Source organism: Streptomyces violaceorubidus, assembly GCF_000717995.1.
Classification (GTDB): domain Bacteria; phylum Actinomycetota; class Actinomycetes; order Streptomycetales; family Streptomycetaceae; genus Streptomyces; species Streptomyces violaceorubidus.
This window is the reverse complement of record NZ_JODM01000001.1, coordinates 393,603-419,101: the sequence shown is the minus strand read 5'-3', so window position 1 is coordinate 419,101 and position 25,499 is coordinate 393,603. Positions and strand designations below refer to the sequence as shown.

At 73.2% G+C, this 25,499-nt stretch carries 22 protein-coding genes and 1 riboswitch; of the genes, 7 read left to right on the top strand and 15 right to left on the bottom strand.

All coding sequences use genetic code 11. The features are described 5' to 3' along the window. Positions 1 to 147: 147 nt before the first annotated feature. The 4 genes from IE94_RS0102000 to pdxR form a co-directional block, all read right to left on the bottom strand. Positions 148 to 1,599, bottom strand: coding sequence for a glycine hydroxymethyltransferase (locus IE94_RS0102000; RefSeq protein ID WP_030145584.1), 1,452 nt, complete (start codon positions 1,597 to 1,599; stop codon positions 148 to 150). A gap of 35 nt (positions 1,600 to 1,634) precedes the next feature. Then, positions 1,635 to 1,723: riboswitch (ZMP/ZTP riboswitch) on the bottom strand. Between the two features lie 60 nt (positions 1,724 to 1,783). Beyond that, entirely contained in the window at positions 1,784 to 2,968 is a 1,185-nt protein-coding gene (locus tag IE94_RS0101995) for a glutathionylspermidine synthase family protein (protein WP_030145583.1), read from the bottom strand. Between the two features lie 8 nt (positions 2,969 to 2,976). Further along, positions 2,977 to 3,354 carry a hypothetical protein gene (locus tag IE94_RS0101990; protein WP_030145582.1) on the bottom strand — a complete coding sequence of 126 codons (378 nt, stop codon included), beginning with the start codon at positions 3,352 to 3,354 and terminating at the stop codon, positions 2,977 to 2,979. Positions 3,355 to 3,442: 88 nt separating this feature from the next. After that, a complete protein-coding gene (gene pdxR, locus IE94_RS0101985; RefSeq protein WP_030145581.1) occupies positions 3,443 to 4,828 on the bottom strand; it encodes a MocR-like pyridoxine biosynthesis transcription factor PdxR in 1,386 nt (461 codons plus the stop codon). A 46-nt stretch (positions 4,829 to 4,874) separates the two neighbouring features. Here pdxR and IE94_RS0101980 point away from each other — a divergent pair, with 46 nt between their 5' ends. From IE94_RS0101980 to IE94_RS0101970, 3 genes are read left to right on the top strand one after another with little or no spacing between them, the layout of a single operon-like run. Further along, the gene (locus IE94_RS0101980) at positions 4,875 to 5,384 is read left to right on the top strand and encodes a carboxymuconolactone decarboxylase family protein (protein ID WP_030145580.1); all 510 of its coding nucleotides are present in this window, start codon (positions 4,875 to 4,877) and stop codon (positions 5,382 to 5,384) included. Beyond that, a complete protein-coding gene (locus IE94_RS0101975) occupies positions 5,381 to 5,830 on the top strand; it encodes a carboxymuconolactone decarboxylase family protein (RefSeq protein WP_030145579.1) in 450 nt (149 codons plus the stop codon). The genes IE94_RS0101980 and IE94_RS0101975 overlap by 4 nt, the downstream gene beginning before the upstream one ends. Then, on the top strand, positions 5,827 to 6,558 hold the full coding sequence (locus IE94_RS0101970; protein WP_030145578.1) for an isocitrate lyase/PEP mutase family protein: 732 nt from the start codon (positions 5,827 to 5,829) through the stop codon (positions 6,556 to 6,558). Before IE94_RS0101975 ends, IE94_RS0101970 begins: the two co-directional genes overlap by 4 nt. A gap of 12 nt (positions 6,559 to 6,570) precedes the next feature. On the opposite strand, the gene IE94_RS0101965 is transcribed toward IE94_RS0101970, so the two are convergent. The 9 genes from IE94_RS0101965 to IE94_RS0101920 all read right to left on the bottom strand — a co-directional run bounded on the left by IE94_RS0101965 (position 6,571) and on the right by IE94_RS0101920 (position 18,674). Further along, positions 6,571 to 7,521: an ABC transporter substrate-binding protein gene (locus IE94_RS0101965; protein ID WP_030145577.1), complete on the bottom strand. Its 951-nt coding sequence runs from the start codon at positions 7,519 to 7,521 to the stop codon at positions 6,571 to 6,573. A 1-nt stretch (position 7,522) separates the two neighbouring features. After that, entirely contained in the window at positions 7,523 to 9,469 is a 1,947-nt protein-coding gene (locus IE94_RS0101960; protein ID WP_030145576.1) for an ABC transporter permease, read from the bottom strand. Further along, positions 9,469 to 10,608 (bottom strand): quaternary amine ABC transporter ATP-binding protein, encoded by a 1,140-nt coding sequence (locus IE94_RS0101955; RefSeq protein WP_030145575.1) that lies wholly within the window; start codon positions 10,606 to 10,608, stop codon positions 9,469 to 9,471. Before IE94_RS0101955 ends, IE94_RS0101960 begins: the two co-directional genes overlap by 1 nt. Continuing rightward, positions 10,605 to 12,137, bottom strand: coding sequence for a GMC family oxidoreductase (locus IE94_RS0101950; protein WP_030145574.1), 1,533 nt, complete (start codon positions 12,135 to 12,137; stop codon positions 10,605 to 10,607). The genes IE94_RS0101955 and IE94_RS0101950 overlap by 4 nt, the downstream gene beginning before the upstream one ends. Positions 12,138 to 12,198: 61 nt before the next feature. Next, positions 12,199 to 13,728: an aldehyde dehydrogenase family protein gene (locus IE94_RS0101945; RefSeq protein WP_030145573.1), complete on the bottom strand. Its 1,530-nt coding sequence runs from the start codon at positions 13,726 to 13,728 to the stop codon at positions 12,199 to 12,201. Between the two features lie 277 nt (positions 13,729 to 14,005). After that, on the bottom strand, positions 14,006 to 14,995 hold the full coding sequence (locus IE94_RS0101940; RefSeq protein ID WP_030145572.1) for a malate dehydrogenase: 990 nt from the start codon (positions 14,993 to 14,995) through the stop codon (positions 14,006 to 14,008). Positions 14,996 to 15,472: 477 nt separating this feature from the next. Then, a complete protein-coding gene (locus tag IE94_RS0101930) occupies positions 15,473 to 16,777 on the bottom strand; it encodes an XRE family transcriptional regulator (RefSeq protein WP_245235150.1) in 1,305 nt (434 codons plus the stop codon). 405 nt (positions 16,778 to 17,182) lie between these two features. Further along, positions 17,183 to 17,665: a DUF3017 domain-containing protein gene (locus IE94_RS0101925; protein WP_245235166.1), complete on the bottom strand. Its 483-nt coding sequence runs from the start codon at positions 17,663 to 17,665 to the stop codon at positions 17,183 to 17,185. A 154-nt stretch (positions 17,666 to 17,819) separates the two neighbouring features. Then, complete coding sequence (locus IE94_RS0101920; protein WP_003974148.1) at positions 17,820 to 18,674, bottom strand: bifunctional methylenetetrahydrofolate dehydrogenase/methenyltetrahydrofolate cyclohydrolase; 855 nt, start codon at positions 18,672 to 18,674, stop codon at positions 17,820 to 17,822. 295 nt (positions 18,675 to 18,969) lie between these two features. Between IE94_RS0101920 and IE94_RS0101915 the strand changes: the two genes are divergently transcribed. The 4 genes from IE94_RS0101915 (at position 18,970) to IE94_RS0101900 (ending at position 22,925) form a co-directional block, all read left to right on the top strand. Further along, positions 18,970 to 19,548, top strand: coding sequence for a hypothetical protein (locus IE94_RS0101915; RefSeq protein WP_030145569.1), 579 nt, complete (start codon positions 18,970 to 18,972; stop codon positions 19,546 to 19,548). Between the two features lie 152 nt (positions 19,549 to 19,700). Next, positions 19,701 to 20,447, top strand: coding sequence for an FHA domain-containing protein (locus tag IE94_RS0101910; RefSeq protein WP_030145568.1), 747 nt, complete (start codon positions 19,701 to 19,703; stop codon positions 20,445 to 20,447). Next, positions 20,444 to 22,330, top strand: coding sequence for a protein kinase domain-containing protein (locus IE94_RS0101905; RefSeq protein WP_030145567.1), 1,887 nt, complete (start codon positions 20,444 to 20,446; stop codon positions 22,328 to 22,330). The genes IE94_RS0101910 and IE94_RS0101905 overlap by 4 nt, the downstream gene beginning before the upstream one ends. Before the next feature lie 124 nt (positions 22,331 to 22,454). Beyond that, positions 22,455 to 22,925, top strand: a complete 471-nt coding sequence (locus IE94_RS0101900; protein ID WP_030145566.1) for a hypothetical protein — start codon at positions 22,455 to 22,457, stop codon at positions 22,923 to 22,925. Between the two features lie 117 nt (positions 22,926 to 23,042). Here the strand turns inward: IE94_RS0101900 and purH are convergent, their stop codons facing one another. Together purH and purN are read right to left on the bottom strand one after the other, a co-directional pair. Further along, positions 23,043 to 24,635, bottom strand: coding sequence for a bifunctional phosphoribosylaminoimidazolecarboxamide formyltransferase/IMP cyclohydrolase (purH, locus tag IE94_RS0101895; protein ID WP_030145565.1), 1,593 nt, complete (start codon positions 24,633 to 24,635; stop codon positions 23,043 to 23,045). Continuing rightward, complete coding sequence (purN, locus tag IE94_RS0101890) at positions 24,632 to 25,279, bottom strand: phosphoribosylglycinamide formyltransferase (RefSeq protein WP_030145564.1); 648 nt, start codon at positions 25,277 to 25,279, stop codon at positions 24,632 to 24,634. Before purN ends, purH begins: the two co-directional genes overlap by 4 nt. Between the last annotated feature and the right edge of the window lie 220 nt (positions 25,280 to 25,499).

Here is a 25,499-nt window from a genome sequence, read left to right as displayed (position 1 = left end):
CGGTCGGGCACGGGTCGGACACGGGCGGGCCGGACGGCACGGGTGGGTGGGCCGGCGTCGGGCTCGGGGCGGGGGCGCGCAGGAGCTGCTGATACGCCGCGCGGCGGACCGGTGGCGTGCCGGACCGCCGCGCGGGGGAGCCGAGGCTCAGCCGAGGTCGATCTCCGGGTAGAGCGGGAAGCCGGCCACCAGGTCGGTCGCGCGGTGCGCGATCTCGTCGGCGACCTTCGCGTCGAGGACGTGCGAGGCCTTGGACGGGGCGCCGGACTTGGTGGTGCCGGGCTCGGTGGTGGTCAGGACGCGGTCGATCAGGCCCGCGACCTCGTCCATCTCCGCGGTGCCGAGACCGCGCGTGGTCAGCGCCGGGGTGCCGATCCGGATGCCGGAGGTGTACCAGGCGCCGTTCGGGTCGGCGGGGATGGCGTTGCGGTTGGTGACGATGCCGGAGTCGAGGAGCGCGGCCTCGGCCTGGCGGCCGGTGAGGCCGTAGGAGGACGCCACGTCGATCAGGTTGAGGTGGTTGTCCGTGCCGCCGGTCACCAGGGTGGCGCCGCGCTTGGTCAGGCCCTCGGCGAGCGCGCGGGCGTTGTCGACGATGCGCCGCGCGTAGTCCTGGAAGGCGGGCTGCCGGGCCTCGGCGAGGGCGACGGCCTTGGCGGCCATGACGTGCGGCAGCGGGCCGCCGAGGACCATCGGGCAGCCGCGGTCGACCTGGTCCTTGAGCGAGTCGTCGCACAGGACCATGCCGCCGCGCGGGCCGCGCAGCGACTTGTGCGTGGTCGTCGTCACGATCTGGGCGTGCGGGACCGGGTCGAAGTCGCCGGTGAGCACCTTGCCCGCGACCAGTCCGGCGAAGTGCGCCATGTCCACCATGAGGGTGGCGCCGACCTCGTCGGCGATCTCGCGCATGATCCGGAAGTTCACCAGCCGGGGGTACGCGGAGTAGCCCGCGACGAGGATCAGCGGCTTGAACTCGCGGGCGGAGGCGCGCAGCGCCTCGTAGTCGATGAGGCCGGTGGCCGGGTCGGTGCCGTAGGAGCGCTGGTCGAACATCTTGCCGGAGATGTTCGGGCGGAAGCCGTGGGTGAGGTGGCCGCCCGCGTCCAGGGACATGCCGAGCATGCGCTGGTTGCCGAAGGCCTGGCGCAGCTCGGCCCAGTCGGCCTCGGTCAGGTCGTTGACCTGGCGGGCGCCGGTCTTCTGGAGGAACGGCGCCTCCACGCGGTCGGCGAGTACCGCCCAGAAGGCGACCAGGTTGGCGTCGATGCCGGAGTGCGGCTGGACGTAGGCGTGGCGGGCGCCGAACAGCTCGCGGGCGTGCTCGGCGGCGAGGGACTCGACGGTGTCGACGTTGCGGCAGCCGGCGTAGAAGCGGCGGCCGACGGTGCCCTCGGCGTACTTGTCGCTGAACCAGTTGCCCATCGCCAGGAGCGTGGCCGGGGAGGCGTAGTTCTCCGAGGCGATCAGCTTGAGCATCTCGCGCTGGTCGGCGACCTCCTGGCCGATGGCGTCGGCCACGCGGGGCTCGACGGTTCGGATGACGTCGAGCGCGGCGCGGTAGGCGGTGGACTCGGGGCTGAGCGGCTGCTCGGCGGACATGGGGACCTCCGGACGTTGTGGTCAGCGTTCACGGTACGGACGGCCCAGGCGCACGGCACATGCTCTTCCCGGACCGCTCCCCGATGGTTCGTCCCATCCCAGCGCGCCAGTCACGGCCCGGGGGCCAGGCTACCGGCTGTGCCCCGTCGGCGCGGTGGGTGTCCGGGATGCGGGAGCGGCCGGGTCACAGGATGACGTGGGGCAGGAATCTCGCGTACTCGTCCGTCACCAGGCCGCTCGACTCCCTGATGCCCAGGCCCGCCGACTCGTTCTCCACCACCCAGGCACCCAGGACGACGTGGTTGCCGTCGAAGTCGGGGAGGGGGGCCAGCTCCTGGTAGCAGCAGGGTTCTGGGCGCGGGGCCGGGTCGGTGCCGGGTTCGTGGATCGTGACGCCGGCGCCCTCGCGGCCCAGGAGGGGCTTGGCGACCCAGCCGGCGCCGGTGGCCAGGTCGCGCGGGCCGTCCAGGTGGGCGGGGAGCAGGTTCGGGTGGCCGGGGTACAGCTCCCAGAGGATCGCCAGCAGGGCCTTGTTGCTGAGGAGCATCTTCCAGGCGGGCTCGATCCACAGGGTGGTGCCGGTGCCGCCGCCGTTGTCGAGGGTGTCCAGGACGTGGTCGGCGAAGCGGTCGGTGGTGAGCCACTCCCAGGGGTAGAGCTTGAAGAGGCTGCGGATGAAGCGCAGCCTCTTGTCGACGAAGCGGCCGGAGAGGCGGTCCCAGCCGATCTCCTCCATGGAGATCCAGTCGGTCTCCAGGCCGGCCTGCTCGGCGGTCTCCTTGAGGTAGGCGACCGTCATGAGGTCCTCGCCGAGTTCGTCGTCCGAGGAGTGCGCGAAGTACAGCGGGTTGCCGGGCGGCAGGAGCGCGGCCTGCTTCCTCCAGGCGTCGACGAGGCGCTCGTGGAGGCTGTTCCACTGGTCGGCGCCGGGGAAGCGCTCCTCCATCCAGAACCACTGCGGGGAGGCGGCCTCGACGAGGGAGGTCGGGGTGTCCGCGTTGTACTCCAGGAGCTTGGCGGGGCCGGAGCCGTCGTAGCGCAGGTCGAAGCGGGCGTAGACGGAGGGGAGTTCGGCGCGGCGGTGCCAGGCCTCGGTGACGGCGCGGACCACGCGCGGGTCGGTGATGCCGAGGTCGGCGAAGCGGTCCTCGGCGACGATGTGCCCGGCCGCCGCCAGGCACATGCGGTGCAGTTCCTCGACGACCTCCTCCAGCGCCTCGACCTCGGGCAGGGAGAAGACGTAGTAGGCGCTCTCGTCCCAGTACGGGCGCAGTGAGTCGTCGGGGTAGCGGGTCAGGGGGTAGATCAGCCCCTGTTCCTCGACGGTCCGCTGCCAGCCGGGGCGGGGTTCGGTGGTGCGGCGTTCCACGGCGGTGCTCAGCCGCCGCCGCTGCCGGAGCCCGAGCAGCCGAAGCCGCCCCGGTCGACGGCCTCGGACCGGCTGAAGGTGCCGGAGTCGGCCCAGCCGTTGCTGACGTCGGCGTCGTAGTACCAGTCGGCGTCGTCCACGGACTTCGACGAGCCGGTCTTCTTCTTGCCGCCCTTGCCGCCCTTGCCGTACGAGCTGCCGGAGGAGGAGCCGGACTTGCAGTTCTTGTCGGCGACGACCTTGTAGCCGTTGAGGTAGTCGTAGCTGTCGCGGTCCACACAGCGCCGGTCGGGGTCCGAACCGCAGGCGCTCAGAGCCGCCGCGAGCATTCCCATGCCGCCGAGCACCACGGTGCTCGACCGCAGCCGTCGCCGGGTCTTGGCCATGTCCCTGTCCCCCGTTGTCCGCGCCTTGTCCGTGTGTTTGTACGACAGTTGGGCCGGTCGAGTGTACGACCCCCGTCGCGGGTGGACTTTACGGCAGCGCCCGGCACAGCGCGTCCAGTGCCCCCGCCCAGGCGTGGTCGGGCGGGGTGCCGTATCCGACGACGAGGGCGTCGAGCGGGGGGAGGGACGCGTCGGGGTGCCGGAACACGGACAGGCTGTGGACGGCCAGCCCGTGCCAGGCGGCGGCCCGGGCGACCTCCTGCTCGGTGCCGGTCGGCAGGCGGAGGACGGCGTGCAGTCCGGCGGCGATGCCGGTGACTCGGACCGCGGGGGCGCGCTCGGCGAGGGCGGCGACCAGGGCGTCGCGGCGGCGCCGGTAGCGCAGGCGGGCGGACCGCACGTGCCGGTCGTAGTCGCCGGAGTCGAGGAACTGCGCGAGGGTCAGCTGGTCGAGCACGCCCGGCGTACGGCTCCACGGGTGGTCCAGGACCTCCCCGACCAGCGACGGCGGCAGCGCCATCCAGCCCAGACGCAGTCCGGGGGCCAGGGACTTGCTGGCGGTGCCCAGGTAGACGACGCGGTCGGGGTCCAGTCCCTGGAGGGCGCCGACGGACTGGCGGTCGTAGCGGAACTCGCCGTCGTAGTCGTCCTCCAGGATCAGCCCGCCGGTGCGGTGCGCCCAGTCCACCACCGCCGCCCTGCGGTCGGGATGCAGGGGGACACCGGTCGGGAACTGGTGGGCGGGGGTGAGGAGCACGGCGCCCGCGTCGGTGAGCGAACCGGTGTCCGCGCCCCGGTCGTCGAGGGGCAGCGGAAGAGTCCGCAGGCCGGCACTGGTGAGCAGGTCGCGGTGGACGTGGAGGCCGTACGACTCGACGGCCACGGTGTGCACGCCGCGCGCCCGCAGCACGCCGGCCAACAGCACGAGGCCGTGCGCGACGCCGCCGCAGACCAGCAGCGTCTCGGGGTCGGCGCGCACGCCCCGGACCCGGGCGAGGTAACCGGCCAGCGCGGTGCGCAGCTCGGGGCTGCCGAGGCCGTCGCCGTAGCCGAGCGCGTCGTGGGGGGCGGCGGTGACGGCGCGGCGGACGGCCCTGAGCCACGCGGCGCGCGGGAAGGAGGCGAGGTCGGGGGTGCCGGGGCGCAGGTCGTAGGCAGGGCGGGCATGGCCCCCGGGGCGCCGGGTGGAGGCGGGGGACGGTGGGGCGGCGACGCGTTCGGCGACGCGGGTGCCCGAGCCCTGGCGCGCGGTGAGCCAGCCCTCGGCGACGAGGTCGGCGTAGGCGTCGGCGACGGTGTTGCGGGCGATGCCGAGGTCGGCGGCGAGGACCCGGGAGGAGGGCAGCCGGGTGCCGGGGCCCAGGCGGCCGGTGCGCACGGCCTCGCGCAGGGCGTCGGTGAGGCCGCGGCGCAGGCCCGGCCCGGTGGGTTCCAGGTGCAGGTCGACGCCGAGAGTGGCCCACTGATTCGCCATGGAAATGGACCATACCGCCGGGCTGCTCCCTTCCTAGGGTCGAGGCATGACGACACCCACCGATGACACGAAGTCCCAGGGATACGCCGCCGAGGTGCCCGTCCGGCTGAACTGGTCCCAGCACGCGCCCGAGGTCTACAAGGCGATGATCCGGCTGGAGACCGCCGCCAAGCGGGGGCTGGACCCGGCGCTGTACGAACTGGTGAAGATCCGCGCCTCGCAGATCAACCACTGCGCCTTCTGCCTCGACATGCACACCAAGGACGCCCTCGCCGCCGGGGAGAGCGTGGAGCGGATCGTGCAGCTGGCCGCCTGGGAGGAGTCGCGGCACTTCTACACCGAGAAGGAGCTGGCGGCGATCGAGCTGACCGAGGCGGTCACCGTCCTCACCGACGGCTTCGTGCCGGACGAGGTGTACGAGAGGGCGGCCAAGCACTTCGACGAGCCGGAGCTGGCGCAGCTGATCGCGGCGATCACGACGATCAACGCCTGGAACCGCTTCGGCGTGACCTGCCGGATGACGCCGGGCCACTACACGCCCGGACAGCAGGCGTGAGCGCGGCGCGCACCCAGCTCCTGGACCGGGGGGTCGCGCAGGCGCTCTCCGCGCTGAGCGCGGCGGCCAAGAAGGGGCTCGGCGACCCCGAGCTCGCCGAGCTGGTGATGATCCGGGCCTCGCAGCTCAACCACTGCGCGTTCTGCCTGGACATGCACCTCGCCCTGGCCCGCGGGAACGGGGTGGCCGAGGAACGCCTCGGTCTGCTCGCCGCCTGGGAGGAGGCGGAGGACCTGTTCGACGGGCGGGAGCGGGCCGCGCTCGCGCTGACCGAGGCGATGACCGTGCTGACCGAGGGCTTCGTGCCCGACGCGGTGTACGAGGAGGCCGCCCTGCACTTCGGCGACGCCGAACTGGCCCATCTGATCGGGCTGATCACCGCCATCAACAGCTGGAACCGGCTGATGGTCGGCCGCAGGGTCGCACCGGGAGGTTACACACCGTGAGTCACGTCGCCGCGTTCCGCGCCCTGCACCACGGCCGGGTCCCGGACGACCCCCTCGTCCTGCCGGGTCCCTGGGACGCGGCGAGCGCCCGGGTCTTCGCGGAGGCCGGGTTCCCGGCGCTCGCCACGCCCAGCGCCGGGGTGGCGGCCTCGCTCGGGTACGAGGACGGGCGGACCCCGGCCGACGAGATGTTCGCGGCCGTCGCACGGATCGTGCGCGCCGTGGACGTCCCCGTGTCGGCCGACGTCGAGGGCGGTTACGGACTGGCGCCGAGGGAGCTGGTAGAGCGGCTCCTGGAGGCGGGCGTCGTCGGCTGCAATCTGGAGGACTCCACCCGCGAGGGGCTCAAGGACCCGGCGGAGCACGCCGAGTGGCTGGCCGAGGTGCGCCAGGAGGCCGGCGACCGGCTGTTCCTCAACGCCCGGATCGACACGTTCGTCCGGGGCGTCGACGACCCGGCGGCGGCGATCGGGCGGGCGGCGGCCTACGTCGCCGCGGGCGCCGACTGCGTGTACCCCATCGCCGCCCCCGTCGCCGTACTGCCGCTGCTGCGGGCCGGGATCCAGGGGCCGGTGAACGTGGTCGCGCGTCCCGGGGAGGGCCCCTCGCCCGCCGAACTCGGCGCACTCGGGGCCTCCCGGATCACGTTCGGGCCGGGGCTGCAGCGGCAGGCCGAGCAGGCGGTGCGGGAGCACGCGGAACGGCTCGCGGGCCGGCCGACGCGATGAACGCGGCGAGGGTCAGGGCAGCCACTTCCTCCAGACGGACTCGTGGCCGTCCACCCACTTCTTCGCCGCCTCGTCGGGCCGCATCTTCTGCTCGGCGATCATCAGGGAGACCTGGTTCTGGTCCTCGGTCGTCCACGTGAGGTTCTTCAGGAACTCGGCCGCCTCGCCGCCGTCCTTGGCGAAACCGGCGTTGAGGTACTTCTGGAGCGGGGTGACGGGGTAGGCGCAGTCGACCTTCGCCGGGTCGGCGTCGCAGCCCTCCTCGTACGGCGGCAGCTTCACCTCGGTCATCGGGATCCTCTCCATCAGCCACTGGGGGGTGTACCAGTAGCTCAGGAAGGGTTTCTCCTCCTTGGCGAACTGCTGCATCTGGGTGATCTGGGCGGCCTCGGAGCCGGCGAAGACGACCTGGTAGTCCAGGTCCAGGTTCTTCACCAGGGCCTTGTCGTTGGTGACGTAGGACGGGGAGCCGTCCAGGAGCTGGCCCTTGCCGCCGCTCTCGGCGGTGCGCAGCAGGTCGGCGTACTTGTCGAGGTTCTTCCAGTCGGTGACGTCCGGGTGCTTCTTCGCGAAGTACGTCGGGACGAACCAGCCGATGTGCCCGGTGACGCCGAGGTCGCCGCCGGGCGCGATGGTCTTCTTGTCCCGGACGTAGCGCTGCTCCTGCTCGGGGTGGCCCCAGTCCTCCAGGATGGCGTCCACGCGGCCCTGGCTGAGCGCGTCCCAGGCGGGCACCTCGTCGACCTGGACGGTGTCGACGCGGTAGCCCAGTTCGTGCTCCAGGAGGTACTGGGCGACGGCCACGTTGGCCTGGGCGCCGACCCAGGACTGCACGGACAGGGTGACGGTCCTGGCTCCCTGGGCATGCGCGTACGGGGACGCCTGCTTGGTCATGTCGGCGGCGCCGCAGCCGGTGGCCAGCACCAGCACGGCGGCGGCGGCCGTGATCCGCTTGCGGGACATCTCAGGCCCCCTCCCTCGTCGTACGGCGTTCGGTGGGCTGGGTGACGCGGTCGAGCATCAGGCCGAGGCAGACGATCGCGGCGCCCGCCACCAGACCGGTCGCCAGGTCGCCCTGGGCGAGGCCGAAGACGACCTGGTAGCCGAGCGCGCCACCGCCCACCAGGCCGCCGATGATGACGACCGCGAGGACCAGGACGACGCCCTGGTTGACGGCGAGCAGCAGCGCCGGGCGGGCCAGCGGGAGCTGGACCTGGCGCAGTTGCTGGCCGCCGGTGGCGCCGAGCGAGCGGGCCGACTCCAGGGCGGCCGGGTCGACCTGGCGCAGGCCCTGGGCGGTGATGCGGACGACGGCCGGAAGGGCGTAGACGACGGCCGCGGCCACGGCGGGCGCGCGGCCCACGCCGAACAGGGCGACGACCGGGATGAGGTACACGAACTGCGGCATCGTCTGGAAGACGTCCAGGACGGGCCGCAGCAGGCGGGCGAAGCGGTCGCCGCGGGCGGCGGCGACGCCGGTGGCGAAGCCGACGACCAGGGTCACGGCGACGGCGGCGAGCACCTGCGAGAGCGTGTCCAGGGACGGGTCCCACACGCCGAGCACGCCGATCGCGGCCATCGCGAGGACGGCGGTGAGCGCGGTGCGCCAGGTGCCGATCAGCCAGGCCAGGGCGGCGACGATCAGGAGTACGGACCACCACGGCAGCCACTGGAGGCCGTCCCGCAGCGGGTTGAGGACCCAGCTGGTGAACCGCGCGGCCCAGTCGGCGGTGCCGCCGACGACGGGGACGCCGGAGTACAGGTGGGCGGTCATCCAGTCGACGGCCCGGTTGACGGGCTCGGCGATGTCCACCTCCCACCCGTCGGGCCAGTCCAGGAGCCCGGCGAGCCGCCCGGCGAGCGCGACGGCCGCGCCGACGACCAGGGCGTACAGCCAGGTCACCGGGGACTTCCCGGCCCCGCCGAGCCGCTCCCCCGCCGCGCCGGTCACCCGGTCCAGGACGACGGCGAGCAGCACGATCGGGATGCCGGCCGCGAGGGCCGCGCCGACGTCGACCGAGGCGAGGGCCTGGTAGACGCGGTCGCCGAGGCCGCCGGCGCCGACGACGGAGGCGATGACGGCCATGGACAGCGCCATCATGATCGTCTGGTTGACGCCGAGGAGGAGCTCCCTGCGGGCCAGCGGGATGCGGGCGGTCAGCAGCCGCTGGCGGGCGGTGGTGCCGAGCGACTCGACGGCCTCCAGCACCTCCTTGTCCGCGCCGCGCAGGCCCAGCGAGGTGAGCCGGGCCATGGGCGGGGCGGCGTAGACGACGGTGGCCAGGACGGCGGCGGGCACACCGATGCCGAAGACCAGGACGACGGGGAGGAGGTAGGCGAAGGCGGGCAGCACCTGCATGGTGTCGAGCACCGGGCGCAGGACGCGGTCCATCCGGTCCGAAAGGCCCGCGGCGAGGCCCAGCAGGGCGCCGACGACGACCGACGCCAGGACCGCGACGACCATCAGGGCAAGGGTCTGCAGGGTGGGCACCCACATGCCGAGCAGGCCGCAGGCCAGGAACGCGGCGGCGGTGCCCGCGGCGAGCCGCACCCCGGCCACCCGCCAGGCGACCAGGGCGCCGATCGCGGTGACCCCGGCCCAGCCGACGGCGAGGAGGGCGAGGTACACGGCGCGTACGGCGATGACGACCACGTTGCTGACGTGGCCGAAGAAGTAGAGGAACAGCGGGTGGCTGTCCCGGTTGTCGATGATCCAGTCGCTGGCCCTGCCGAGGGGTTTGGAGACGTCGACGGTGAGGGCGGCGGGCCAGGGGGTGCCGGGCCACTGCGTGGCGGCTATGGGGGCGAGGATCGCTGCCGCGAGGGCGAGGACCAGGAGCTTGCGGACGGCTCTGCTGGTGAGGATGCCCGGCGCGGCGGGCTTTCGGGCGGTGGCCGTGATCGTCGCCATCAGACCGGCTCCTCGGTGGTGGGCTCGGCCGGGGCTGTCGGCTCACGGTGCTCGGCCGGTGCGGCCGGGTGGGCCGTGCCCGCCACCACCGACAGGAGGTCGGTCGCGTCGACCATGCCCAGGCAGCGGCCGTCGGACATGACACGGGCCGGGGAACCGGCGCGCGCGACCGCCTCTATGGCCTCCGAGACCGTGGCCTCCGGGCGGATCGCCGGGCCCGTGCCCGCCTCGTCGGCAGAGGCGGCGAGGCGCATCGCCGTGCGGACGGTCAGGACCTGCTCGCGCGGCACGTCGCGGACGAACGCGCGGACGTAGTCGTCGGCGGGCGCGCCGACGATCTCCTCCGGGGTGCCGAGCTGCACCACACGGCCGTCGCGCATGAGGGCGATGCGGTCGCCGAGCTTGAGGGCTTCCTGGAGGTCGTGGGTGATGAAGACCATCGTGCGGCCCTCCTCGCGGTGCAGCCGGACGACCTCCTCCTGCATGTCCCGCCGGATCAGCGGGTCCAGCGCGCTGAACGGCTCGTCGAAGAGCAGCACCTCGGGGTCGACGGCAAGGGCCCGGGCGAGACCGACGCGCTGGCGCTGGCCGCCGGAGAGCTGGCCGGGGCGGCGCTGCTCCAGGCCTTCCAGGCCCACCTTGGCGACGATCGCGGCGGCGCGCTCGCGGCGCTCGGCGCGGCCCATGCCCTGGACCTCCAGGCCGTAGGCGACGTTGTCCAGGACCGTGCGGTGCGGGAGCAGGCCGAAGTGCTGGAAGACCATGGCGGCCCGGTGGCGCCGCAGTTCCCGCAGCCGGGACTTGTCCATCGCGCGGACGTCCTCGCCGTCGATGGCGATGGAACCGGCCGTCGGCTCGACGAGGCGGGTCAGACAGCGTACGAGGGTGGACTTGCCGGAGCCGGACAGGCCCATGACGACGAAGACCTCGCCCTTGCGCACGTCGAAGGAGACGTCGGCGACGGCGGCGGTGCAGCCGGTGCGGGCGCGCAGCTCGGCCGGGCTCAGGGCGGTCAGGTCCGGGTCGGCGGGGACACGGGCGGCCTTCGGGCCGAAGACCTTCCACAGGCCCTCGACGGAGAAGACCGGCGGGCGCTCGGCCACGGCGTCGGCGGCGGCGGAGTCGGAGGTCGTGCTCATCGGGCGTCACCGCCGATCAGCTCGACGGCGCGCTCGCCGACCATGAGGACGCCGATCATCGGGTTGACGGCGGGCATGGTCGGGAAGACGGAGGCATCGGCGATGCGCAGGCCCGTCAGGCCGCGGACGCGCAACTCCGGGTCGACGACGGCCTGTTCGTCGGTGGCGGCGCCCATGCGGCAGGTGCCGGCCGGGTGGTAGACGGTGTGGGCGGCCTTGCGGGCGTACTCGCTCAGCTCCTCGTCGCCGGTGACGTCCGGGCCGGGGCAGACCTCGCGCTTGAGCCAGCCCGCCAGCGGCTGGGACTGGGCGATCCGACGGGCGATGCGGATGCCGTCGACCAGGGTGCGTCCGTCGTAGTCGTCCTCGTCGGTGAAGTAGCGGAAGTCCAGGGCGGGCTTGACGGACGGGTCGGCACTGGTGAGGTAGAGGCGCCCCCGGGACCTCGGCTTGGGGATGTTCGGGGTCATGGAGACGCCGAACTCGGGCCGCTCGTAGCCGAGACGCTCCGGGTTGTCCGTGAAGGGGATCTGGTAGAAGTGGAACATCAGGTCGGGACCCGCGTGTTCGGGGTCGCGGCGTACGAACAGACCGGCGTCGGAGTCCATCGCGGAGTTGTCCGGGACGGGGCCGTCGGTCTCCCACACGATCACCGACTCCGGGTGGTCGAGCAGGTTCTCGCCGACGCCGGGCAGGTCGAGCGCCACGGGTATGCCGAGGGCCTCCAGCTGGTCCTTCGGGCCGATGCCGGAGTGCAGCAGCAGGCGCGGCGAGTCGACGGCCCCGGCGCTGAGGACGACCTCGTTGCGGGCCTTGACCAGGATCTCCTCGCCGTCCTTGGTGCGCACGTGGACGCCCTCGGCGCGGGTGCCGTCGAGTTCGAGCCGGTACGCCCAGGTCTCCAGCATCAGCGTGAGGTTGGCGCGCTCGTCCATCACGGGGTGCAGGTACGCCACCGACGCCGACGAGCGCCTGTTGTCCTCGGGGTGGTAGGCGAGGTCGAAGAAGCCGACGCCCTCGGTGAACGGCTTCTTGTTGAAGCCCTCGACCCGGGGGACCTGGAGTGTCCGCTGCGCGGAGTCGACGAAGTCGCGGGCGATGGCGTTGCGGTCCTTCTCGTCGACCGGGACGATGTTGTTCTTCAGCCGGGCGAAGTACGCCTCCATCCGCACCGCGCCCCAGCCCTTGGCCCCGGCCGCCTCCCACTCGTCCCAGTCGGACGGCAGCGGCTTGAAGGCGATGAGGGTGTTGTGCGAGGAGCAGCCGCCGAGGACGCGGGCGCGGCTGTGCCGGATGTGCGAATTGCCGCGCGGCTGCTCGGTGGTGGGGTAGTCGTAGTCCAGTTCGCCGCCGAGCAGGCCCATCCAGCGGCGCAGGGTCAGCACCTCGTCGCGGCCGACGTCGCTGGGGCCGCCCTCGATGACGGCGACGGTGACGTCCGGGTTCTCGGTGAGGCGGGAGGCGATCACCGATCCCGCGGTGCCGCCGCCGATGACGACGTAGTCGTATACCTGGGTGGTTTCGGGCATGGGCGTACTCCAGTGGGGCGTGGGGGACGGGGTGCGACCGGTGTGAACGGGGGTGCGGGAGTCAGCCGGCGAACCAGCGGACGGGCTTCGGCGCGAGGTTCTGGTAGACGTGCTTGCTCTCGCGGTACTCGGCCAGGCCCGCGGGGCCGAGTTCGCGGCCGACGCCGCTCTTGCCGAAGCCGCCCCACTCCGCCTGCGGCAGGTAGGGGTGGAAGTCGTTGATCCACACGGTGCCGTGCCGCAGCCGGCCCGCGACCCGGCGGGCCCGTCCCGCGTCGGCGGTCCAGACGGCACCGGCCAGACCGTACTCGGTGTCGTTGGCGAGGGCTACGGCCTCGTCCTCGGTGCGGAAGGTCTCGACGGTGAGGACCGGCCCGAAGACCTCCTCCCGCACCACCCGCATCTCGCGGTGGCAGTGGTCGAGGACGGTCGGCTCGTAGAAGTAGCCGCCCTCGGGCCGCTGGGGCGAGGGCTCGGGGCGCTTGCCGCCGCAGCGGAGTTCGGCGCCCTCGGCGAGCGCGGAGGCGACGAAGTCCTCGGTCCTGGCGCGCTGCTGCGCGGAGACGAGCGGGCCGCACTCGACGCCGTCCTCGGTGCCGCGGCCGAGGCGGATCTTCGCCGCGCGGCGGGCGAGTTCGGCGACGAAGCGTTCGCGGACGGACTCCTCGACGATCAGGCGGCCACCCGCGGAGCAGACCTGGCCGCTGTGGATGAAGGCGGCGTTGAGGGCCTGGTCGACGGCGGTGTCGAAGCCCTCCTCGGTCTCGCAGGCGTCGGCGAAGACGACGTTGGGGTTCTTGCCGCCCAGTTCGAGGGCGACCTTCTTGACGGTGGCGGCGGCGGCCCGGGCGACCTTGGTGCCGCTGGTCAGGCCGCCGGTGAAGGAGACCAGGTCGACGTCGGGGTGCTCGGCGAGCCGGGCGCCGACGGTGTGTCCGGGGCCGGTGACGATGTTCGCGACGCCGGTGGGCAGGCCGGCCTCGACGAGCAGGCCGATCAGGGCGACCGTGGTGAGCGGTGTGATCTCGCTCGGCTTGACCACGAAGGTGTTGCCCGCGGCGAGGGCCGGCGCGATCTTCCAACTGGCCTGGAGGAGGGGGTAGTTCCAGGGCGTGATCATCGCGCAGACGCCGACCGGCTCGTGCACGACGACGCTGTGCACGTCGGGCGAGCCCGCGTCGACGACCCGGCCGGGGGCCTCGCCTGCGACCAGGTCCGCGAAGTAGCGGAAGGCGTCGGCCACGCAGTCGATGTCGACGCGGCCCTCCTCGACGGTCTTGCCCGCGTCGCGGCTCTCCAGGAGGCCGAGTTCCTCGCGGTCGCGCACCAGGAGGTCGGCGACCCGGCGCAGCAGGGCGGCGCGTGCGGCGACCGGGGTGTGCGGCCACTCGCCCGCGTCGAAGGCGCGGCGGGCGGCGGCCACCGCGAGGTCGGTGTCCTTCTCGTCGCCCTCGGCGACCACGGCGAACGGCAGGGCGTCGGCGGGATCGAGGATCTCGCGGGTGGCGCCGGAGGACGCCGCGAGCCACTCGCCGCCCGCGTGGATGGTCCGGTGGGCCCGCTCGGTCCGGGTGTCCGTTCGGTTCGCCATGGTGGGATGTGCCTTCCGTTCCTGGTCAACGCCCCTGCGTCACAGGCATGTCACTCTCGGGGACCGTGAGCCCCTGCCCCACTGCCCCGCATGCATGCCGATTCGGTCGCCGAAAGTGCGGCGCATCACGGAGAAAGGGCACAGGGGGTGAGGAAACGGTCGGGACATGCGGCTGCCGGGAGCCTGACGCCGACGCGGGCGCCGGGAGCCCGGGAACGGGCACGGGCCCCGTCCCGGCGGGTGCCGGAACGGGGCCCGTGCGGGCGTCGGGTCGGGCTCAGATGAGGCCGAGACCGCGGACCGCCTCGCGCTCCTCCGACAGCTCCTTGACGGAGGCGTCGATGCGGGCGCGGGAGAACTCGTTGATGTCCAGGCCCTGGACGATCTCGTACGAGCCGTCCTTCGTGGTGACCGGGAAGGAGGAGATGATGCCCTCCGGGACGCCGTAGGAGCCGTCCGACGGGATGCCCATGGAGGTCCAGTCGCCCTCGGCGGTGCCGTTGACCCACGTGTACACGTGGTCGATGGCGGCGTTGGCGGCGGAGGCGGCCGAGGAGGCGCCGCGGGCCTCGATGATGGCGGCGCCGCGCTTGGCGACGGTCGGGATGAACTCGTCGGCCAGCCACTTCTCGTCGTTGACGGTCTCGGCGGCGTTCTTGCCGGCGATGGTGGCGTGGAAGATGTCCGGGTACTGGGTGGCGGAGTGGTTGCCCCAGATGGTCAGGCGCTTGATGTCGGCGACCGTCGAGCCGGTCTTCTTCGCGAGCTGGGTCAGCGCGCGGTTGTGGTCGAGGCGGGTCATCGCGGTGAAGCGCTCGGCCGGTACGTCCGGGGCCGCGGCCTGGGCGATCAGGGCGTTGGTGTTGGCCGGGTTGCCGACGACGAGGACCTTGATGTCGTCCGCGGCGTGGTCGTTGATGGCCTTGCCCTGCGGCTTGAAGATGCCGCCGTTGGCCTCCAGGAGGTCGCCGCGCTCCATGCCCTTGGTGCGGGGCCGGGCGCCGACGAGGAGGGCGACGTTGGTGCCGTCGAAGGCGACGTTCGGGTCGTCGGTGATCTCGATGCCCTGGAGGAGCGGGAACGCGCAGTCGTCCAGCTCCATCGCGGTGCCCTCGGCGGCCTTGAGCGCCGGGGTGATCTCCAGGAGGCGCAGCTTGACCGGCACGTCCGCGCCGAGCAGCTGGCCGGAGGCGATGCGGAAGAGCAGGGCGTAACCGATCTGGCCGGCCGCGCCGGTGACGGTGACGTTCACGGGAGTGCGAGTCATGGCGTTCTCCGTATGACAGCTGGCGGTGGGGCGTCCCGGCCCCGGGCGTTTGATCGATCTCTTGGTATCAAGAGATCGATCCAGCCGTCAGGCTATCGCGCCCGTGGTGCCCGCCACGTCCGGGTCGGTGTGGCCCGGCCCACAGGAGAGCCCGAGGATCACCCGAGCGCGCGGAACCGGGACACGAGGGGCCAGGAGAGAGCCGGGACACGAGGGGCCAGGAGAGAGAAAGAGGCGGCCGCCCGTCCGGGAGAGGGGGGACGAAGGCGACCGCCGTTCGGGGATACCGTTGCCGGACTCCCGTGGGGGTACTTTCTCGCGTGCCCGGGACGCCGCGGGGCATGCGTGCCGCGGGCGAACTTTTTCCACCGGCCCGCGGTCCGCGCCGGTCGAAGCGCCCCCGGCGTCGAAGCGCCCCCGCCGTCGATGCGCCCCCGCCGTCGATGCGCCCCCGCCGTCGATGCGCCCCCTCAACGCCTACTTCGTGCAGCCCTGCTGTCCCGAGGCCAGCGTCGCGCACGCGGTGGCGTCGGCCGGGGCGTTCACGGCGACCATCATGGTGTACGCGACGGTGTCACCGGCGTCGCCGACCGTCGCCCGCTGCTCGCTCGTACCGCCGGCGCTCACCTGGACCTCGTCGCCCTGTGCGGCCTGGGTGACGCGGGCCCACGCGGAACCGCAGACCTTGCTGTACCGGACCTCGACGGCGGCCGTGCCGACGACGGCGGTCGCGCCGGTGGTCACCAGGTCGCCGCCGCAGCCCATGACCTCGGGGTCCTTGCCGGTGCAGGCGTCGCCGGCGCACTTCACACCCGGCGGCAGCGCGGGCTTGCTGCTCACGGTGGGCGACGGGGAGGGTTTGGCGCCCTCGTCCTTCTTGTCGCCGCCGTCGTCCAGGAGGAAGAAGGCGCCCGCGCCCACGACGAGGACGCCGACGACGCCCGCGACGAGGGTGCTGATCCGCTTCTTCCCGCCGCCCGGGGGCCGCCCGGGCGAAGCCGAAGGGGGGCCGCCGTACGGAGGCTCGCCGTACATGCCCGACGGGCCCGTGCCGGGGCCGGGACCTGTGCCGGTGCCGTACGGCGCGGCCGGTGCGGTCGGGCCCACCGCCTCCCCGGGGCCGGTCCGGGGCCCGGAGCGGGATGCGCGGTCGCCGGTCGGCGAGGGGCCCCGGTATCCGGCCAGACCCCAGGAGTTGCCGTCGGTCGCTCCGTCGGAGGACGGCACGGGGGCGGTGCCGGGCCCCCCGCGGTCCCGGACCGCGCCGAGCGCCGAGTCGGGGCTGTCGGCGGCGGTCGGCTGGGCCGGGACCCCGGGCGGCAGCGTGGGCGACACACCCGCAGGCCCGGCGACCCCGGTGGCGGCGCCGCCACCGGGACGACCGGTGCGGCTCCCCTTGCCGCTCCTGGAGCTGTTGCCCGACTTGGGGCCGGAGCCGCCCGACTCGGCCGCGGGGGTGCCCAGTTCACCGAGTGCGGCGCGGGCCTGGGAGATCCGGATGGCCTCCATGGTCATGTCGTGGCGCATCTCCGAGCGGCTCCAGGCGCGCTCGGCCAGCTCCCACATGGTGGTCAGGTGCACGGGGTTGGTCCCGGTCACCTCGGCCAGGGCCACGACGGCACCCTTCGGCGCCAGCAGCCGGCCGTTCAGATAGCGCTCCCAGGACGTCTTGCTGTAGCCCGTGGCGTCGGCCACCGACGCGACACTCAGCTCGCTGCGGTCCACGAGCCTGCGCAGCTGACCGGTGAACTCCCTGATCTGCGGATCGAGTTCATCCGGCAAGGCCTTCCAACGAGGCACTGCTTCCCCCTCTTCCCCCCGGTGGCGTGCTGGTCGTTCCCCCGCTGGTCCCCGCGCGCGGCGTCCCCCGCGCGGTACCCGGTTCTGGCTACCCACAGGGATGCGCCCGGTCAGGATCCCAGTTCCCGGGGTGGGGGCGCACAGGAGCACAGAGGCCGCGAACGTGCACCGTCGCACGCCCGCCGACCCGGGGTCCAGTGTCCCATCGGCGTTCGCGTGCCCGGCACCAAACCCCCGGGAACGGCTCGCGTAGCGGAGTAGCGGAACGGTCACTTCCGTGCCACAGCGCCCTGACAGGCGTTGAACAGCGCGTTCGCCGTGCAGGAGGGTGGGTGTCACGGCGGCCCGTCCTTCCACGGGGGTGAGGACGGGCCGTCGTACGCGCCGCTAGCTGACCGTGAAGTGCAGGGTGTCCTTGAGGAACGGGATCTCCAGCACCGGGTCCGGCTGGGCCATCAGCGACAGCAGGGCGATGGAGAGCCCGAACACCCCGTAGGTCGCGATGTCCGTGAAGCGCGAGCGCACGGCGAGCATGCCGACGTCGGGCACCACCCAGCGCAGCGCGGCGCCCGCGAGCAGCGCGGCCCCGATCAGCAGCGTCCCCCAGCGGAAGACGCCCAGGGCGGTCAGCAGCAGGCCGAGCCCGACCACCAGCACCACCGTGAGCACCGGCCACTGCCGGGCGGGCGCCGGGGCGTCACCGCTCGCGGCCCGGCCGCCGCCCTCGGGGCGGGCGGTGTCGCGGGTGAAGAGCGGGAACCGGCGCGTGACGCGTCGCGGCCGCCCGTCGGCGTCGGGAGCGCTGACGGGGTCGCGGACGGTGATGCCGTCCGGGTCCCCGGGGTCCGGGCCCCCGGCGTCCGGGCCCACGGGAGCCGGCGGGGCCACCGGGCCACCGGTCCTCTCCGAGGTCCCCGACCTCCCCGAGCCCTCCGAGGCCCCCGTTCCCGATGTCCCCGACGGCCCCGCCGCCCCCTTGTCCTCCGTGGCCCGTGCGCTGCCAGGACGCCCGGCCCCGGTGTCCTCAGCCGGCACTGCGCTCCGCCGCCTCCACCACGTTGACGAGCAGCTGGGCCCGGGTCATCGGGCCGACGCCGCCGGGGTTCGGGGAGATCCAGGCGGCCACTTCGGCCACGCCGGGGTGCACATCGCCCATGATCTTGCCCTCGGCGTTGCGGGAGACGCCGACGTCGAGGACGGCCGCGCCGGGCTTGACGTCCTCGGGGCGGACCAGGTGCGGGGAACCGGCCGCGGCGATGACGATGTCCGCCCGCTTGAGGTGGGCGGCCAGGTCACGGGTGCCGGTGTGGCACTGGGTGACGGTGGCGTTCTCGCTGCGCCGGGTGAGCAGCAGCGGCATCGGGCGGCCGATGGTGACGCCGCGGCCGACGACCACGACCTCGGCGCCCTTGATCTCGACGCCGTAGCGGCGCAGCAGGGTGAGGATGCCGTTGGGGGTGCAGGGCAGCGGCGCCGGCTCGTTCAGCACGAGGCGGCCCAGGTTCATCGGGTGCAGGCCGTCGGCGTCCTTGTCCGGGTCCATCAGTTCGAGGATGCGGTTCTCGTCGATGCCCCTGGGCAGCGGCAGCTGGACGATGTAGCCGGTGCAGGCCGGGTCCTCGTTCAGCTCGCGGACGACCGCCTCGATCTCCTCCTGCGTGGCCGTGGCCGGAAGTTCGCGCTGGATGGAGGCGATGCCCACCTGGGCGCAGTCGCGGTGCTTGCCGGCGACGTACTTCTGGCTTCCTGGATCGTCACCGACCAGGACGGTGCCGAGGCCCGGTGTGACACCCCTCTCCTTCAGCGCCGCCACGCGGGCGGTCAGTTCGGACTTGATCGCGGCTGCGGTGGCCTTGCCATCGAGAATCTGGGCGGTCATGCCCCCATCCTCGCGGATGACCGGCCCCCGGTTCCAATCAGGTCGCCCTGCGGGCACCGCCCGGGGAACCTTCGGGACACCACGGGACACGTCCCGCCCTATCCGCTCATGATCGATGTTGTTGCGCTTGCACAACGCCTTGCGAACGGGCTGGACAAGTAAGAGTTCGGTCAAGAACGATTATCCGCACAGTGCCGCGGGGCCGTACCGGGGGGACGAACCGCTCGAGAAGAATCTCCTCCGAGTCGAGCCGCGCGTCGTCCCCGCACTTGACCGCAACGGAGGAAGTCCTGCCATGAGTTTCGGCGATCCGAACAACCCCTACGGCCCGCCGCAGGGCGGCCAGCAGCCGAACTACGGCTACCCGCAGCAGCAGCCCCAGGGCCAGCCCGGCTACGGCTACCCCCAGGCGCCCCCGGCGCCGGCCGGCTACGGCTACCCGGCCGCCCCGACCTCGATGCCCGGCTCTGTCAGCGCGGCCCGCGTCATGCTGTGGGTCATCTTCGGCCTCCAGCTCGTCGGCGTGGCCCTGTTCGCCATCAGCGCCGCGAGCGTGAACGCCGCGAAGAACGACGATCAGCTCAAGGACGACGCCGCCTTCCAGCAGCTGGCCGACTACTCGTCCGGCATGCTGTGGGGTCTCGTGGCGTTCGCGCTGGTGTGGGGCGTGATCGCGCTCGTACTGGCGATCAAGGTCGGCAGCGGCGGCAACGGCGTCCGCATAGCGACCATGGTCTTCGCCATCATCACCGCGATCCTCGGCCTGTACCCGTTCATCGTCGTGGGCCTGGTCCACACGGTGCTCGCCATCCTGGTCGCCGTGTTCGTCGGGAACTCGAACGGCTCGGCCTGGTACAAGCGTCCCCGCTACTGAGTACCGGAGCGAGTGCCAAAGCGCGTACCGGCGACTGAACAGTTCGCGCCAATCACCGTCAGGGGCCGTGTCTCACCCGTACGAGGGGGGCACGGCCCCGGTGCGTCGCCCTAGTCTGGCGTGGGTAGCCGTCAGGCACGGGGAGACGCACCTTGTACAGCATCATCGTGGTACCTCCGCCGACCACGGAGGACGGACCCGCCCGCACCCAGTACCGGCTCGCGCCCGGCGAACGGCTCGCCTTCGGGCGGTCCGTGCCCGAGGGCGGACTGCGGATCGGTCACGACGGGGTGTCCCGCAGAGCCGGTGAGATCGCGGCGCACGGCACCTTCTGGACCCTGAGCAACCTCTCCGCCCACCAGACCTACGTGGTGGAGAACCCGGAGGGCGCGGGCGAGCACATCAAGGTGGCGCCGGGCCGCCTCGACGCGCCGGTGCCGTTCGAGTTCTCGCGGATCGTGCTGCCCGCCGCCGGCGACCTGCTGCCGGTCGAGGTGTGGGCCCCGCGCCACGACTACCTGCGCGAGGAGGACGGCACCGACGGCGAGCCGACCGCCCCGGCCTTCTCCGTCGACCGCACCAAGCGGTACTTCGCGGTGCTGGCCGCGCTGTGCGAGCCCAGGCTGCGCGGGGCGCCGCACGCGCCGCTGCCCACCACGGACCAGGTCGTCGAGCGGCTCCGCCCGGCCTGGCCGGCCGCCTCGCGTACGTCGGTGCAGTGGAACATCGACTACCTCGCCGTGAAGCTGCGGCTGAAGCCGGGCCCGGAGACCGCCGAGCCGGGCCCGCGGCTGAACGGCAAGAAGGAGTCGCTGGTCTCGCTGGCGCTCCGCTTCGACCTGGTCCGCGAGGACGACCTGGTGGTCCTCGCGGCACCGTCCGGACGGGCGCTGCGATGACCGAGCCGTACGCCGTCCCGGTGCCCAGGGGGTACCGGGTGGGCGCCTGGGAGGTGCGCGAGCCCCTTGCGACCGGCGCCTTCGGCAGCGTGTACGCGGCACGGCGCACCCGCGAGGACGAGGCCCCGGAGGCCTCCCCACCGCGGCCGGCCGGGGACGGCCCGGGGCACGATCCGAGCCGGCCCAGCGGGGCCGAGACCGTCGGCGCCGGCCGGGACGGCACCGGCCGGGGCATCACCGACCCCGCTCACGGCACCGGCACGCGCGACCCGAGCCGCGCTCCCACCGGCACGGCCCACTCGGGCCGGGACGACACGGACGGCCCGGACCACACGGACGGCCCGGACCACACGGACGGCCCGGACCACACGGGCGGCCCGGACCACACGGGCGGGGACAGCGCGGGGCGCCGCGCGAGCCGACCCGGCGCGGGCGGGCCGGTCCGGGACTTCCCCGAGACCGTCGCCCTGAAATTCCTGCCCACCGGCACCGGCACCCCGCGGCAGCTGTCCCACCTGCGGGATCTGGTGGAGCGTGAGGTCGAGTTGCTGCGCCGGCTGCGGCGGCCCCGGCTGATCCGGATGTACGAGACCCTCACCGTCGACGACCCCGCCCACCCCCGGCTCGACGGCGCCACCGTCCTCGTCCTGGAGCGGGCCCGGGGTTCCCTTTCCGCCCTGCTCGCCGCCGCGCCCCGACCGCGGACCGGGCCCGCGCTGCTCGCGCAGGTCTGCGAGGGGTTGCAGCAGTTGCACCGCGCGGGCTGGGTGCACGGCGACCTGAAACCGGCCAACGTGCTGCTGATGGCGGACGGTTCGGTGCGGCTCGCCGACTTCAACATGGCCGCCGAGCTGGAGGGCACCCACGCGTACACGCCCGCCTTCTCCACCCCCGACTACACCCCGCCCGAGCTGCTGTGGTCCGAGATCGGCGAACGGGGCCGCCGGATCCGCCCCTCCGCCGACGTGTGGGCCTTCGGCGTCCTGGCCCACCTGGTGCTCACGGGTTCCTTCCCGCTGCCCGGCGGCACCCCGACGGCCCGCCGCGACGCCGCCGTCGCCTACGCCCGCGGCACCCACGAGCTGCGCCTGTCCCCCGAACTGCCACCGGCGTGGGGGGAGATCGTGCGGGCGTGCCTGACCCGTACGCACGCCGACCGGATCGGCACCGACGCCCTGCTGCGCCGGGTGACGGGCGCGACGGAGGGCGCGAGCGGCCCGGCGAGGTTCTCGCTCCGGGCCCGCGCACGCCCCCGGCGCAGGGTCCTGGCCGCCGCGACCGCGGGCCTGGTCCTGCTCGCCGCGCTCGGTTACGGCGTCGCCCACTGGGCCGGCGACGGCCGGGACCCCGTCGCGGGCCCGGGCCCCGGCGGCACCGCGGGTGTCGCCGCCGCCTCCTACGGCGCGGCCGAACTGCGCACCGACCGGGACGTGCCGCCCGCCTACCGCCTGCTGATCGTGGAGACGGCGCACGACTGCGGGCACCAGGAGGTCAGCGCGGCCCTGATCGCCGCCATGCTGAAGGTGGAGAGCGACTTCGACCCGGACCTCGCCGACCCGGCCAAGGACGAGTACGGCATCGCCCGTTGGACCCCGAGCGTGCTGCGCTGGTGGATGAACGAGGACGGCACGCCGGGCGAGACCGTGCCCCGACCGCCGTTCCCGCCCGCCGAGTCCGTTCCGGCGATGGGCCGCTACCTGTGCTGGATCACGCCCCGCCTCGACGCCGGCCTGCCGGGCGACCGCAGCGTGCTGGTCGCCGTCGCCTACCGGACGTCGTACCGGAAGGTGAACGACGCGGGCGGGGTTCCCCCGAAGTACCGCGACTACGCCGACCGCGTCGCTCACCACCTCAAGGAGTACACGCCCCGGGGCGGGACGTGACCCTGGGAGTTGCGAGGTACCGCACGGCGGGCGTTCGGCGGCACGGTGTGAGCACACCGCCTCGGCGGCTGTACCGGTCCGACCACCACGACCGGTAGGACACGACGTTCACGGGGGAAAGACCATGAAGATCGTCAAGCCCGCAGTACTCCTCCTCGCGGCCACGGCCCTGGCCGCCGGGTCCACGGTCGCGGCGACCGCCGCCGACAGCCCGGGCGGCACCCGGGTGACCGGACTCCAGCAGAAGGCCGGCCATGTGCTGGCCGACACCCCGAAGCCCCTGCGCGTGACCGCCGACGCGGTCGAGTACGAGGGGCTGACCGTGACGGACGCGCCCGTGACCAGGGGCGCCCAGGACCTGGCCTGCGACTACGGCCACCTGTGCATGGTCGTCAACGGCACGAAGTTCGACTTCTACAAGTGCCAGACGTGGAACCTGACCAACTGGACCGGCGACGGCCCGTTCACCAACAACCAGACGCGGGGCACGGTCGCCAAGTTCTTCAACAGGGACGGCAGCGTCCGCTGGACGTCGACGGCCTACCAGGCGGGCACCGCGACCTGGGACCCGATCTGGTCGCTGCGCCCCTGCTGATCCGCTCACCGGCCACCACGACGGCGGCCCCCGGTTCCCTCCGCGGAGGGGACCGGGGGCCGCCGTTTCACGGTCCGGACGTCAGGGGAGCCGGATCAGTGGACGGGGAACCGGACGTCAGTGGAAGAAGTGCCGCGTCCCCGTGAAGTACATCGTCACGCCGGCCTTCTCGGCCGCCTCGACGACCTGCTCGTCGCGGACCGAGCCGCCGGGCTGGACCACGGCCTTCACACCGGCCGCGGTGAGGATCTCCAGGCCGTCCGGGAAGGGGAAGAACGCGTCGGAGGCGGCGTACGCCCCCTGCGCACGCTCGGCGCCCGCCCGCTCCACCGCGAGCTTCGCGGAGTCGACGCGGTTGACCTGGCCCATGCCGACGCCGACCGAGGCGCCGTCCTTGGCGAGCAGGATGGCGTTGGACTTGACGGCCCGGCAGGCCTTCCAGGCGAAGGCCAGCTCGGCCAGCTCCGCCTCGGACAGGGCCTCACCGGCGGCCAGGGTCCAGGTGGCGGGAGCATCGCCCTCGGCCTGGAGCCGGTCGGTGACCTGGAGGAGGGCGCCGCCGTCGATGGGCTTGACGTCGACGGGGTGCGCCGGGCCGTCGGGGCAGCGCAGGACGCGGATGTTCTTCTTCTTGGTGAGGGCTTCGAGGGCGCCGTCCTCGTAGTCCGGCGCGACGATGACCTCGGTGAAGATCTCGGCGACCTGCTCGGCCATCTCCTTGGAGACCGGGCGGTTGACCGCGATCACGCCGCCGTACGCGGACAGCGGGTCGCAGGCGTGCGCCTTGCGGTGCGCCTCGGCGACGTCCGCGCCGACCGCGATGCCGCACGGGTTGGCGTGCTTGATGATCGCGACACAGGGCTCGGCGTGGTCGTACGCGGCACGGCGGGCGGCGTCCGTGTCCGTGTAGTTGTTGAACGACATCTCCTTGCCGTGCAGCTGCTCGGCCGCGGCCAGGCCCCCCGTGCCGGCGGTGTAGAGGGCGGCGGGCTGGTGCGGGTTCTCGCCGTAGCGCAGGGTGTGCGCGCGCTCCAGGCTGGTGGCGAGGTACTCCGGGAACGCCGAGTCGTCGGCGGGCGCGTAGGACGAGGCGAACCAGGAGGACACGGCGATGTCGTACTCCGCGGTGTGCCGGAAGGCCTCGGCGGCCAGGCGCTTGCGGGCGGCCAGGTCGAAGCCGCCGTCCTTGACCGCGGAGAGCACGTCGGCGTACCGGGACGGGCTGGTGACGACCGCGACGGAGGGGTGGTTCTTGGCGGCCGCGCGCACCATGGAGGGGCCGCCGATGTCGATCTGCTCGACGCACTCGTCGGCCGTGGCGCCCGAGGCAACCGTCTCGCGGAACGGGTAGAGGTTCACCACGACCAGGTCGAACGGGGCCACGCCCAGCTCGTCGAGCTGCTGCCGGTGGCTGTCCAGGCGCAGGTCGGCGAGGATGCCGGCGTGCACCTTGGGGTGCAGGGTCTTGACCCGGCCGTCCAGGCACTCGGGGAAGCCGGTCAGCTCCTCGACCTTGGTGACGGGGACACCGGCGGCGGCGATCCGCCCGGCGGTCGACCCGGTGGAGACCAGCTCGACGCCGGCCTCGTGCAGCCCGCGCGCGAGCTCTTCGAGCCCGGTCTTGTCGTAGACGCTGACGAGTGCGCGGCGGATGGCCCGCTTGTCGCTCCCGGCGGTGGCGGTGGCGGTGGCGGTGGCGGTGGCGGTCACTGGATAACTACCTTTCGTCCCTCAATGCGATAGCCGTTGCGGGCGAGCCGCCCCACGACATCGACGAGCAGCCTTCGCTCGACTTCCTTGATGCGCTCGTGCAGAGCGGCACCTTCGTCTTCGTAGTCCTCGTCCCGGACCTCCACCACGCCCTGCGCGATGATCGGCCCGGTGTCGACGCCGTCGTCGACGAAGTGGACGGTGCAGCCGGTGACCCTGGCGCCGTACGCGAGCGCGTCCCGCACCCCGTGGGCCCCCGGGAAGCTGGGGAGGAGGGCGGGGTGGGTGTTGACGAACCGCCCGCCGAACCGCGCGAGGAACTCCTTCCCCACGATCTTCATGAACCCGGCCGAGACCACGAGGTCCGGCTCGTGGGCCGCGACGGCCTCGGCGAGCGCCGCGTCCCACTCCTCGCGGGTCCCGTAGTCCCCGACCTTGCGGACGAAGGTCGCCACCCCGGCACGCTCGGCGCGGGCGAGCCCCTCGATGCCGTCGCGGTCGGCGCCGACGGCGACGATCTCGGCGCCGTAGGCGTCGGCGCCGGTGGCGGCGATCTCGTCGAGGAGTGCCTGGAGGTTGGTGCCGGATCCGGAGACCAGCACGACGAGGCGCTTGGCTCGCCGGTCCACGGGCTTGGCGGCCACGGTGGGGCCTTTCTCGGAGAAGCGGATCTGTTTGTACGGTCGTACGAATGCTTCGCGCCCCGGGATACGGGGAAGTCTACGAAGCGGCCGACCGTCAGCAACGATACCGGCACACCGGACGGCCCCCTCGGGACGGGGGCGTGGCCGGAAGGTAGCGTCTGCGTGGAGCCGGGGCGGGAACGCGGCCTGTGCGTCGGGCGTTCACCAGACGTACGGACCG

What these genes read in the sequence shown, in the direction of transcription:
- IE94_RS0101990 (WP_030145582.1), bottom strand. Translation starts at nt 3,354, where the DNA reads ATGGCCAAGACCCGGCGACGGCTGCGGTCGAGCACCGTGGTGCTCGGC.
- IE94_RS0101915 (WP_030145569.1), top strand. Translation starts at nt 18,970, where the DNA reads ATGAGTTTCGGCGATCCGAACAACCCCTACGGCCCGCCGCAGGGCGGC.
- IE94_RS0101950 (WP_030145574.1), bottom strand. Translation starts at nt 12,137, where the DNA reads ATGCCCGAAACCACCCAGGTATACGACTACGTCGTCATCGGCGGCGGC.
- IE94_RS0101940 (WP_030145572.1), bottom strand. Translation starts at nt 14,995, where the DNA reads ATGACTCGCACTCCCGTGAACGTCACCGTCACCGGCGCGGCCGGCCAG.
- IE94_RS0101965 (WP_030145577.1), bottom strand. Translation starts at nt 7,521, where the DNA reads ATGTCCCGCAAGCGGATCACGGCCGCCGCCGCCGTGCTGGTGCTGGCC.
- IE94_RS0101905 (WP_030145567.1), top strand. Translation starts at nt 20,444, where the DNA reads ATGACCGAGCCGTACGCCGTCCCGGTGCCCAGGGGGTACCGGGTGGGC.
- IE94_RS0102000 (WP_030145584.1), bottom strand. Translation starts at nt 1,599, where the DNA reads ATGTCCGCCGAGCAGCCGCTCAGCCCCGAGTCCACCGCCTACCGCGCC.
- IE94_RS0101955 (WP_030145575.1), bottom strand. Translation starts at nt 10,608, where the DNA reads ATGAGCACGACCTCCGACTCCGCCGCCGCCGACGCCGTGGCCGAGCGC.
- IE94_RS0101960 (WP_030145576.1), bottom strand. Translation starts at nt 9,469, where the DNA reads ATGGCGACGATCACGGCCACCGCCCGAAAGCCCGCCGCGCCGGGCATC.
- IE94_RS0101980 (WP_030145580.1), top strand. Translation starts at nt 4,875, where the DNA reads ATGACGACACCCACCGATGACACGAAGTCCCAGGGATACGCCGCCGAG.
- IE94_RS0101945 (WP_030145573.1), bottom strand. Translation starts at nt 13,728, where the DNA reads ATGGCGAACCGAACGGACACCCGGACCGAGCGGGCCCACCGGACCATC.
- IE94_RS0101900 (WP_030145566.1), top strand. Translation starts at nt 22,455, where the DNA reads ATGAAGATCGTCAAGCCCGCAGTACTCCTCCTCGCGGCCACGGCCCTG.
- IE94_RS0101920 (WP_003974148.1), bottom strand. Translation starts at nt 18,674, where the DNA reads ATGACCGCCCAGATTCTCGATGGCAAGGCCACCGCAGCCGCGATCAAG.
- pdxR (WP_030145581.1), bottom strand. Translation starts at nt 4,828, where the DNA reads ATGGCGAATCAGTGGGCCACTCTCGGCGTCGACCTGCACCTGGAACCC.